We start from the raw sequence: 10,696 nt of genomic DNA, 5'->3' as shown, positions 1-10,696 counted from the left end.
CAGCTGCACCGGCAGCAGCTCCGGCCGCCGCAGCTGCTGCACCCGCAGCCCCTGCAGCTCCGGCTGCTGCGCCAGCGCCTGTTCCTAACAAGGGCGACACCGCATGGATGCTGATTTGCACCGCATTCGTGATTCTGATGACACTGCCAGGCCTTGGTCTGTTCTACGGCGGCCTGGTCCGCAGCAAGAACATGCTGTCCGTGCTGATGCAATGTTTCGTGATTTTCTCGCTGATCTATATCCTGTGGTTCGTCTACGGCTACAGCATTGCGTTCACGGAAGGCGGCGCATTCTTCGGCGGCTTCGATCGTCTGTTCCTGCATGGTCTGACCGGCGACTCGAATACGGCAACCTTCAGCAAGGGCGTGGTGATTCCCGAGTTGTCGTTCGTGGCCTTCCAGGGCGCGTTCGCTGCGATTACCGTGGCGCTGATCATCGGTTCCTTCGCTGAGCGCGTGAAGTTTTCCGCCGTGATCGTGTTCTCGATCATCTGGTTCACGTTCTCGTACCTGCCGATGGCGCACATGGTCTGGTTCTGGCCTGGTCCGGATGCATTCACCGATGCTGCTGCCGGCGAGAAGGCAACTGCAATCTCCGGCTGGCTGTTCCAAAAGGGCGCGCTGGACTTCGCCGGCGGCACCGTGGTGCACATCAACGCTGCGGTTGCCGGTCTGGTCGGTTCCTATGTGATCGGCAAGCGCGTCGGTTTCGGCAAGGAAGCCTTCAAGCCGCATAGCCTGACTCTGACCATGGTCGGCGCTTCGCTGCTGTGGTTCGGCTGGTTCGGTTTCAACGCAGGCTCCGCTCTGGAAGCCAACGGTGGCGCAGCACTGGCCTTCGTCAATACCATCCTGGCAACGGCTGCCGCAGTCCTGTCCTGGAGCTTCGGCGAATGGGTCGGCAAGGGCAAGCCTTCGATGCTGGGTGCAGCTTCGGGTGCGGTTGCCGGTCTGGTGGCAATTACTCCTGCAGCCGGTTTCGTCGGTGTCTGCGGCGCGGTTGTCCTGGGTCTGATCGCCGGTCTGCTGTGCCTGTGGGGTGTTACCGGTCTCAAGAAGATCCTGGGTTCGGACGATGCGCTGGACGTCTTCGGCGTGCATGGCGTGGGCGGTATCCTGGGTGCGATCCTGACCGGCGTGTTCGCTGCGCCTAGCCTGGGCGGCACAGGTATCTACGACTATGTTGCCAACGCAGTCGCTCCGGATTACTCGATCGGCGGCCAGGTCTGGATTCAGTTCCAGGGCGTGCTGACCACCGTGATCGTCTCCGGCGTGGTCTCCTTCATCGCCTTCAAGCTGGTCGATATCGTCATCGGTCTGCGTGTGACGGAAGAAGAAGAGCGCGAAGGTCTGGACATCTCCAGCCACGGCGAATCGGCTTACCACTCGTAAAATTTGTCCCGGGAGCCCTTGCGGCTCCTTTCAGAAGCGCCCGCGATCTCAGGTCCGGGCGCTTTTTTTATGGGGCTTTAAAAAAACGACAACGCCACCAAGTAAATGACCTCTCCACCAGATATTGCCGGACGGCTAACGACGTAATAGCAAGAATCCCGCTAAAATGGCCGGTTCCTGTCGGTTTTGTTATCGATTCTCCGACCGCTATTTCGTCTCTATTGCTACCCAGCACGCGCAGAAGGTCTTTTATGGTTCCGCATCTTGTCACCGCCCTCAACGGTCCGCTCCTGGACCTGGAAAAGAAAATTCTGGGCGCCACTCCCGCGATCGAGCGCTGGTTCCGCATGGAGTGGCAAGAGCACACGCCGCCGTTTTATTGTTCGGTGGATTTGCGCAACGCCGGTTTCAAACTGGCGCCGGTAGACACCAACCTGTTCCCGGGCGGCTTCAACAACCTGTCGCCGGAGATGCTGCCGCTGGCCGTGCAGGCCGCCATGGCCGCGATTGAAAAATATTGCCCGGATGCCAAGAACCTGCTGCTGATTCCCGAAAATCACACGCGCAACAGCTTCTACCTGCAAAACGTCGCGCGGCTGATGCAGATTTTCCGCCAGACCGGCCTCAATGTGCGCCTCGGCACGCTGGAAGACATCAAAAAGCCCAGGCAGATCGACTTGCCCGATGGCAGCACCATTACGCTGGAGCCGCTGGAGCGTTCCAAGAACGGCCGCCGCCTCGGCCTGAAAAACTTCGACCCCTGTACGGTGCTGCTGAACAACGACCTGTCGATCGGCATCCCGTCGGTGCTGGAAAACCTCGACGAGCAAAACGTGCTGCCGCCGCTGCATGCCGGCTGGGCCGTGCGCCGCAAGAGCAATCATTTTGCCGCCTACGACGACGTGGTCAAGAAGTTCTCCAAGCTGGTCGACGTCGACCCGTGGATGCTCAATCCCTTGTTCGCCAAATGCGGCGAGCTCAGTTTGCAGGAAGACGCCGGCTCCGATTGCCTGGCCGACAACGTCAGCAGCCTGCTGTCGAAGATCCGCAAGAAGTACAAGGAATACGGCATCAAGGAACAGCCCTTCGTGATCGTCAAGGCCAACGCCGGCACCTACGGCATGGGTATCATGACCGTCAAGGACGCCAGCGAGGTCAAGGACTTGAACCGCAAGCAGCGCAGCAAGATGGCGGTCGGCAAGGAAGGCCTGGAAGTCAGCGAACTGATCATCCAGGAGGGCGTGCATTCCTTCGAGCGCATCAACGAAGCCGTGGCCGAGCCGGTGGTCTACATGATCGACCGCTACGTGGTCGGCGGTTTTTACCGCGTGCATGCGGACCGCGACGTCAACGAAAACCTGAACGCGCCGGGCGCCCATTTCGTGCCGCTGGCGTTCCAGCAGCAACACGCCTTGCCGGATTTGCAAGCCAAGCCGGGCACCGCGGCGCCGAACCGCTTCTATATGTATGGCGTGGTGGCGCGTCTGGCGCTGTTGGCGGCGTCGCTGGAAATGGAAAAGACCGATCCGAATCCGGAAGTCTATTAAATTAGTTGCCTGACATTTTTGACGGACATTTCATGAAAATCGCTTTCCTGGCCGACCCGCTCGACACGTTCAAGACCTACAAGGACTCGACCTTCGCCATGATGCGCGAAGCCGCCCGGCGCGGCCACGCCATCTATGCCTTCGAGCAGACCGACATCGTGCTGGAAAGCGGCCTGGTGACCGCCAATGTGGCCAAAATCACGCTCACCGGCGACGCCGACGACTGGTACCGCGCCGACGCGCCGGCCTCGACTTTCCTGTCCGAATTCGATGCCATCGTGATTCGCAAGGACCCGCCGTTCGACATGGAATACATCTATACGACGTATTTGCTTGAGCTGGCCGAGAAGCAGGGCGCGCGCGTCTTCAACAAGCCCGAAGCGATCCGCAGCCACAACGAAAAATTGGCCATTGCGCAATTCCCGCAATACACCGCGCCGACGCTGGTCACGCGCGACGCCGGGCGTTTGCGCGCTTTCCACGCCGAACACAAGGACGTGATCCTGAAGCCGCTCGACGGCATGGGCGGCATGGGCATCTTCCGTATCGGCCAGGACGGCATGAACCTGGGTTCGGTCATTGAAACCCTGACCGACAACGGTAACCGCACGATCATGGCGCAACGTTTCATCCCGGAAATTTCAAAGGGCGACAAGCGCATCCTGCTGATTGGCGGTAAAGTGGTGCCGCACGTTCTGGCGCGCATTCCGCAAGGTGGAGAAGTGCGCGGCAATCTGGCGGCCGGCGGTCTCGGCGTCGCGCAGCCGATTTCGCCGCGCGAGCTGGAAATTGCCGAAGCGTTGGCGCCGATTCTGGCGCAGCGGGGGTTGTTACTGGTAGGATTGGACGCTATTGGCAATTATTTAACAGAAATCAATGTCACCAGTCCGACCTGTTTCCAGGAAATCACGCAGCAAAGCGGCTTCGATGTTGCCGCCATGTTCGTCGATGCGCTGGAAACTGCAGTCGCAGGCAGCTAACGCTCTCGGCCTGGCAACGTACATATCGTAGAAATTCATGGTCGGTATCCTTCTCCTCACGCATGCCCCGCTGGGTCAGGCTTTCATCGCGGCGGCAACGCACGTATTCCGTGGTTTGCCGGAACGCATCGAAGCCATTGACGTCATCGCCGACCAGAATCCGGCGGAAGTACAAAAGCTCGCAGCCGAAGCCGTGAGCCGTCTCGACGACGGTTCCGGCGTGCTGGTGATCACCGACGTCATGGGCGGCACGCCTTCCAACTGCACCGGTTATCTGTGCGCCATCGACAACGTGGAAGTCATCGCCGGCATTAGCCTGCCGATGCTGTTGCGCGCGTTGACGTATCGCAACGACACGCTTGACGTCGTCATGGAAATGGCGCTGGCCGGAGGTCAGAGCGGGGCCGTGCGCGTGGACAATCGGGTTCGTGTTTCCTCCCAATAAGAAGGCTGGCAATATAGCGCTGGCGGTGTTTGTCCCAAATCGACAAGAACAAAGAAAGAATTTCCATGATTCAAAAAGAACTTGAAATCATCAACAAGCTCGGTTTGCACGCCCGCGCGTCGGCCAAGCTCACGCAACTGGCGTCCAAATACAAGTGCGAGGTCTGGATGACCTTCAACAAGCGCCGCGTCAACGCCAAATCCATCATGGGCGTGATGATGCTGGCGGCGGGCAAGGGCAGTGTGGTCTTGCTGGAAACCGAAGGCGACGACGAGCAGGATTGTTTCACTGCATTGGAAGCGCTGATCAACGATCGTTTCGGCGAAGGCCAGTAAGGCTTTGCAGGCGATGGCGCCCATTCTGCATCGTCAGCGCGTCATCGCAAGCCAGTCTTAAATATCGAATTTTTCCTGTTTGTTCCCTCTTATTTTCCGCATGATTGCCAAACATGGCGTTGTCCGGTAAGGTTTTGAGAGCTACCGCGATCATGATTTATATCAAGGCATAACAAATAACGCAGGAGACAAACGCGATGGCATCTTTTACCTTACACGGTATTCCGGTTTCAAAAGGCATCGCGATCGGCCGCGCGCATCTGCTCGCTCCCGCCGCTCTCGACGTCAAGCATTACCTCATTCCCGACGACCAGGTCGAGGCGGAAGTGCTGCGCCTCAAAAACGCTATCGCCACGGTCCATCAGGAGTTGCAGACCATTCGCAGCGAATTGCCCAAGGACGCGCCGGCCGAACTGGGCGCATTCATCGACGTCCATGCGCTGATCTTGTCCGACCCGATGCTGGCCGAAGTGCCGCTCAATATCATCCGTCATCGTTATTACAACGCCGAGTGGGCGCTGGTGACGCAGATCGACGGACTGTCGGCGCAGTTCGATGAGATCGAGGATACCTATCTGCGCGAGCGCAAGGCCGACATCCAGCAAGTCGGCGATCGCGTCCTCAAGGTGCTCACCGGCAGTGCGATCAATTTGCCGCCGGCCGAAGGCGGCGATGGCGCGACCGCCAGCATCATTGTGGTCGCGCACGATATTTCTCCGGCCGACATGCTGCAGTTCCGCGATGGCGCGTTCGGCGGTTTCGTCACCGACCTGGGCGGCCAGAACTCGCACACGGCCATCGTCGCCCGCAGCCTGGACATTCCCGCCGCGGTCGGCATGAACAACGCTTCGGCGTTGGTCAAGCAAGAAGATGTCCTGATCATCGATGGCGACGCCGGCGTGGTCATCGTCAATCCGTCGCCGCTGGTGCTGGCACAATACCGCGCGCGCCAGGAGCGCATGCTGCGCGACCGCAAGAAACTCGGCCGCCTCAAGAAAACGCCCGCCATCACGCAGGACGGCACTGAAATCACCCTGCTGGCCAACATTGAGTTGCCGACCGACAGCGCGCCTGCGCTGGAAGCGGGCGCCAACGGCGTCGGCCTGTTCCGTTCCGAATTCCTGTTCATGGGGCGTGCCGGTCATCTGGAAAAATTCCCTTCCGAAGACGAACAGTTCGAGTCGTATTGCCAGACCGTGCTGTCGATGAAGGGGCGTCCCGTCACGATCCGTACGCTCGACGTCGGCGCCGACAAGCCGCTGGACGAAGATGAACAAACGGCCCTGAACCCGGCCCTGGGTTTGCGCGCGATCCGTTACTGCCTGAGCGAGCCGCAGATGTTCCTGACGCAGTTGCGGGCGATCCTGCGCGCTTCCGCGTTCGGCCCGATCAAGCTGCTCATTCCCATGATGGCGCACGCCTTCGAGGTCGATCAGACGCTGGCCCTGATCGAGCAGGCCAAAGAGCAATTACGTCAGCGCAAGCAGAAATTCGACGAAGACATCGAGATCGGCGCCATGATCGAAATCCCGGCAGCCGCGCTGGCCTTGCCGATTTTTATCAAACGTCTCGATTTTTTGTCCATCGGCACCAACGACCTGATCCAGTACACGCTGGCGATCGATCGCGTCGATCACGAAGTGGCGCATCTTTACGACCCGCTGCATCCGGCGGTGCTGTTTCTGCTGTCCAGCGTGATTTCGATGGGCCGCAAGGCGGGAATTCCCGTCGCCGTATGCGGTGAAATGGCCGGCGATGTGAAGTGGACGCGTCTGTTGCTGGGCATGGGTTTGCTGGAATTCTCCATGCACCCGTCGCAGCTGCTGTCGGTCAAGCAGGAAATCCTCAACAGCGACCTGACGCTGCTGGAGCCGCAGGTCAAGAAGGTGTTGAAAGCCACCGAGCCGTCCGTGATCGAAGCCGCCATGGAGCAATTGCGCACGCTCAACGCCGAGCCGGAGATCAAGGCGGCAGCCGCGCGTCGCCGCTGAGTTGTCGGCGTTGCTGCAATGGCATGTCGTCAATCGTGGTTTGACGGCATGCGTCGACTTGGTTATTCTTACACCACTGCGCCGATTTGAATGGTTTATCCAAACCTCAGCTTGCGGGCGCCGGAACCCAGGTTCCATCTAAATACGGCTAAAGCGAGCTTGGAGCAGTATCAGACAAGCCCATTATTTAGCCCGCGAGCGCAAGCTTCCGGGCTTTTTTGTTTTTAATCCATGGCTTTGCCTGTGGATGGTTTAACTGCGAGATTACAAAGAGAGCCCATGTCGATCGGAATCGTATCGCCGCAAATCATGCATTTTCCCGAGCCCTTGCCGCTCAAGAACGGGACGTCGCTGGCCGACTATATGCTGATGTATGAAACCTACGGCACGCTCAATGCCGACAAGTCCAATGCCGTGCTGGTGTGCCACGCGCTCAATGCCTCGCATCACGTTGCCGGCGTTTACGCCGACGATCCGGAAAATGTCGGCTGGTGGGACAACATGGTCGGTCCGGGCAAGTCGCTCGACACCGACAAGTTCTTTGTCATCGGCGTCAACAATCTCGGTTCCTGTTTCGGCTCGACCGGGCCGATGCATGCCAATCCGGCCACCGGCAAGCCTTACGGCGCGAGTTTTCCGGTGGTGACGGTGGAGGACTGGGTCAATGCGCAGGCGCGTCTGGCAGACCGGCTCGGCATCGCGCAATTTGCTGCCGTCATGGGCGGTTCGCTCGGCGGCATGCAGGCGGTGGCGTGGAGCATGATGTTCCCGGATCGCCTGCGTCACTGTATCGTCATTGCGTCGACGCCGAAGTTGTCGGCCCAGAACATCGCCTTCAACGACGTTGCACGCCAGGCCATCCTGACCGATCCGGACTTCCATGGCGGCGATTTTTACGCGCACGGCGTGGTGCCGAAAAACGGCCTGCGCGTCGCGCGCATGGTGGGACACATCACTTATCTGTCCGACGACGACATGGCGGAAAAATTCGGCCGCGACCTGCGTTCGGGCGAGTACCAGTTCGGCTTCGGCATCGATTTTGAAATCGAGTCTTACTTGCGCTATCAGGGCGACAAATTTTCGACCTACTTTGACGCCAACACCTATCTGCTGATCACCAAGGCGCTCGATTACTTTGATCCGGCGCGCGATTTCGGCGGCGATCTGGCCAAGGCTTTTGCCAATACCAAGGCGCAGTTTCTGCTGGCGTCGTTCATGACCGATTGGCGCTTTTCGCCCGAACGCAGCCGCGAGATGGTGCAGGCGCTGGTCAGCAACAAGCGCCGCGTGACCTACGCCGAAATCGATGCGCCTCACGGCCATGACGCCTTCCTGCTCGACGACCCGCGCTACATGAAATTGCTGCGTGAATATTATCAACGCGTGTGGGCTGAAATTGCTCAGGAGGAGTGCGCATGAATTTCCCTGAACTGAGCGTATTACGCCCCGATCTCGCCTTCATCGCCCACTGGATTCGCGCCGGCTCCCAGGTCCTGGACGTCGGTTGCGGCGACGGCGTGATGCTCGACTACCTGCAGACCGACAAGGCTTGCAGCGGTTACGGCATCGAGATCGACGATGCGCGCATTCCCGAGTGCGTGGCGCGCAACGTCTCCGTGATCCAGCAGGATCTGGAGGGCGGCCTGGCGATGTTCGAAGACAATGCCTTCGACACGGTGCTGTGCCTGTCGGCCCTGCAGATGGTCAAGGACGTGGAGGGCATCTTGCGCGAGATCGCCCGTGTCGGGCGCGAAGCCACCGTGTCTTTTCCCAATTTCGCCTATTGGTCGCATCGCGTGGCCCTGCTGCGCGGACGCATGCCGGTGTCGAAGACGCTGCCTTACGAGTGGTACGACACGCCCAACCTGCGTTGCGCCACCATCAAGGACTTCGAAGAACTGGCCAACGAAGTCGGTCTGGAGGTGCTCGAATGCGTCGCGCTGCACGAAGGCAAGCCGATTACGTTCTTGCCGAACTGGCGCGGCAGCCTGGCTGTTTTCCGTCTGAAAAAGAAGTAGTCAATTCCGGCCGCCGCGTCGGAAAAGCAGACCGGCGCCGGCAAATTCCTTATACTCCGCAGACGCCTGCGTTCATGCATCGCCATGGGCGGAGTTAGGGCCAGCGTGCCTTGTGCATTATTGAATCGTCTTCATTGCCTCTCATTGTCTCTTTATGACCCCATCCCCGATTTCGTGGCACAGCTATCTCAACCGTCGCATGCTGATCTGCGTGTTTCTGGGGTTTTCATCGGGGCTGCCGCTGTTCATCCTGTTGAGCCTGTTGCAGGCATGGCTGGCGAAGTCGGGACTGAACGTCAAGGCGCTGGGTCTGTTCGCGCTGGTGATGTTTCCCTATACCTGGAAATTTCTGTGGTCGCCGCTGATGGATCGCTTCCACTTCGGCAAGATGGGGCGTCGGCGCGGCTGGATGTTTTTCACGCAGATCGCGCTGTTTCTCGGCATCGGCGGCATGGGGATGCTGGATCCGCAGACCCAGGTCGGCACGATCGCCTTCATGGCGTCGGTGGTGGCTTTCCTGTCTGCGAGCCAGGACATCGTCATCGACGCCTATCGCCGCGAAATCCTGCCGGAGGAAGAGCTCGGGCTGGGCAGCGCCATCCACGTCAATGCCTACAAGCTGTCCGGCATGGTGCCGGGAGCCTTGTCGCTGGTGCTGGCCGATTTGATGGCCTGGCAAAGCGTGTTCTGGATCACGGCCGCCTTCATGCTGCCGGGTTTGATCTGTACCTTGCTGGTGAAAGAGCCGAAGGTCTACGGAACGCCGCCGAAAAGCCTGCGTGAAGCCGTGGTGCTGCCGTTTCAGGAGTTCGTGACGCGTGGCGGCTGGAGCTCGGCGCTGTGGGTGCTGGCCTTCATCTTCCTGTACAAACTCGGCGACAGCATGGCGACGGCGCTGGCGACCAAGTTTTACATCGACCTCGGTTTTTCCATGACGCAGATCGGCGTTGTCTCCAAGACAACCAGCCTGTGGGCCAGCGTGGTGGGCGGCATCGTCGGCGGCATCTGGATGATACGCCTGGGCATCAACAAGGCCTTGTGGATCTTCGGCGTGATCCAGGCGGTCGCCATTCTCGGATTCGCCTGGCTGGCGCAGATCGGCGCCGACACGGTGGTGCTGGCGGCAGTCATCGGTTTTGAGGCGTTTGGCGTGGGATTGGGGACGGCGGCGTTTGTCGCCTACATCATGCGCGAGACCGACCCCCGTTATACGGCGACGCAATATGCCTTGTTCACCAGTCTGGCGGCGGTGCCGCGCACCTTTGTCAATTCTTCGGTCGGTTACATCGTGGCCGATCTGGGATGGTTCAACTTCTTCATCCTTTGCTTCGTGCTGGCTTTGCCGGGCATGCTGATGCTGATAAAAATTGCCCCGTGGAACCATGTCGAGCATCGCCCGGCAGCGAGCGTGGAGATCCTGAAGTAGTAATCGGTAAAAAATATTGCTTTGTCTTTCGTATTTTAGTTGACAAGGGATGGGTGTTCGCCTATAGTTTTGAGTTCCCTGCGCGGAGAGGTGGCCGAGTGGTTAATGGCAGCAGACTGTAAATCTGCCCTCTTACGAGTACGCTGGTTCGAATCCAGCCCTCTCCACCATTTTGGGATTGTTTGCATGTGTTGCGGTTGTGAAGCGGTAGGTAGTTCGATGCAGTTCCTCGCGGGTGTAGCTCAATGGTAGAGCTGAAGCCTTCCAAGCTTATGACGAGGGTTCGATTCCCTTCACCCGCTCCAAGTTTTGTCCGGTTGCGCCGTTTGGTTGTTGGCGCAATTGGCAGGTAGGCCCTTGTAGCTCAGTGGTAGAGCACTCCCTTGGTAAGGGAGAGGCCACGTGTTCAATCCACGTCAAGGGCACCAGTTGTATTGTAGTTGTTGTGACAGCAATTAGCGCTTCAGCAAGTCAGCAAGTCGATCGGGCGCGTTGCCTGAACATTCTCATCAATCGTTAGGAGTCTAAGATGGCAAAAGGCAAATTCGAGCGGACCAAGCCGC

Annotated in this window: 9 protein-coding genes and 3 tRNA genes; all 12 read left to right on the top strand. The window is 59.1% G+C overall.

The genetic code is table 11. From position 1 onward, the window contains the following. Nucleotides 1-1,391, top strand: a 1,391-nt coding sequence (gene amt / locus PMI16_RS22175) for an ammonium transporter (RefSeq protein ID WP_034381878.1), incomplete at its 5' end; no start/stop codon positions are given. A 251-nt stretch (nucleotides 1,392-1,642) separates the two neighbouring features. Continuing rightward, on the top strand, nucleotides 1,643-2,938 hold the full coding sequence (gshA, locus tag PMI16_RS22170) for a glutamate--cysteine ligase (protein ID WP_007883797.1): 1,296 nt from the start codon (nucleotides 1,643-1,645) through the stop codon (nucleotides 2,936-2,938). A 32-nt stretch (nucleotides 2,939-2,970) separates the two neighbouring features. After that, nucleotides 2,971-3,918 carry a glutathione synthase gene (gene gshB / locus PMI16_RS22165; RefSeq protein WP_007883796.1) on the top strand — a complete coding sequence of 316 codons (948 nt, stop codon included), beginning with the start codon at nucleotides 2,971-2,973 and terminating at the stop codon, nucleotides 3,916-3,918. Between the two features lie 37 nt (nucleotides 3,919-3,955). After that, nucleotides 3,956-4,363: a PTS sugar transporter subunit IIA gene (locus tag PMI16_RS22160; RefSeq protein ID WP_007883794.1), complete on the top strand. Its 408-nt coding sequence runs from the start codon at nucleotides 3,956-3,958 to the stop codon at nucleotides 4,361-4,363. Nucleotides 4,364-4,428: 65 nt separating this feature from the next. Then, on the top strand, nucleotides 4,429-4,698 hold the full coding sequence (locus PMI16_RS22155; protein WP_007883792.1) for an HPr family phosphocarrier protein: 270 nt from the start codon (nucleotides 4,429-4,431) through the stop codon (nucleotides 4,696-4,698). Between the two features lie 197 nt (nucleotides 4,699-4,895). Next, complete coding sequence (gene ptsP, locus PMI16_RS22150; protein ID WP_007883790.1) at nucleotides 4,896-6,689, top strand: phosphoenolpyruvate--protein phosphotransferase; 1,794 nt, start codon at nucleotides 4,896-4,898, stop codon at nucleotides 6,687-6,689. Nucleotides 6,690-6,968: 279 nt separating this feature from the next. Continuing rightward, nucleotides 6,969-8,108: a homoserine O-succinyltransferase MetX gene (gene metX / locus PMI16_RS22145; protein WP_007883788.1), complete on the top strand. Its 1,140-nt coding sequence runs from the start codon at nucleotides 6,969-6,971 to the stop codon at nucleotides 8,106-8,108. Next, nucleotides 8,105-8,707 carry a methionine biosynthesis protein MetW gene (gene metW, locus PMI16_RS22140; RefSeq protein WP_007883787.1) on the top strand — a complete coding sequence of 201 codons (603 nt, stop codon included), beginning with the start codon at nucleotides 8,105-8,107 and terminating at the stop codon, nucleotides 8,705-8,707. The genes metX and metW overlap by 4 nt, the downstream gene beginning before the upstream one ends. A gap of 154 nt (nucleotides 8,708-8,861) precedes the next feature. Beyond that, entirely contained in the window at nucleotides 8,862-10,133 is a 1,272-nt protein-coding gene (locus PMI16_RS22135) for an AmpG family muropeptide MFS transporter (RefSeq protein ID WP_007883785.1), read from the top strand. Nucleotides 10,134-10,217: 84 nt separating this feature from the next. Continuing rightward, nucleotides 10,218-10,303: transfer RNA gene (locus tag PMI16_RS22130), tRNA-Tyr, on the top strand. Nucleotides 10,304-10,364: 61 nt separating this feature from the next. Then, nucleotides 10,365-10,438 (top strand) — tRNA-Gly (locus PMI16_RS22125). 48 nt (nucleotides 10,439-10,486) lie between these two features. Further along, nucleotides 10,487-10,561: transfer RNA gene (locus PMI16_RS22120), tRNA-Thr, on the top strand. Nucleotides 10,562-10,696 lie beyond the last annotated feature (135 nt).

Origin of the sequence: Herbaspirillum sp. CF444 (assembly GCF_000282135.1) — a bacterium.
GTDB lineage: Bacteria > Pseudomonadota > Gammaproteobacteria > Burkholderiales > Burkholderiaceae_D > Herbaspirillum.
The sequence above is the reverse complement of the archived record's forward strand: the minus strand, read 5'-3'. Positions and strand labels throughout refer to the sequence as shown.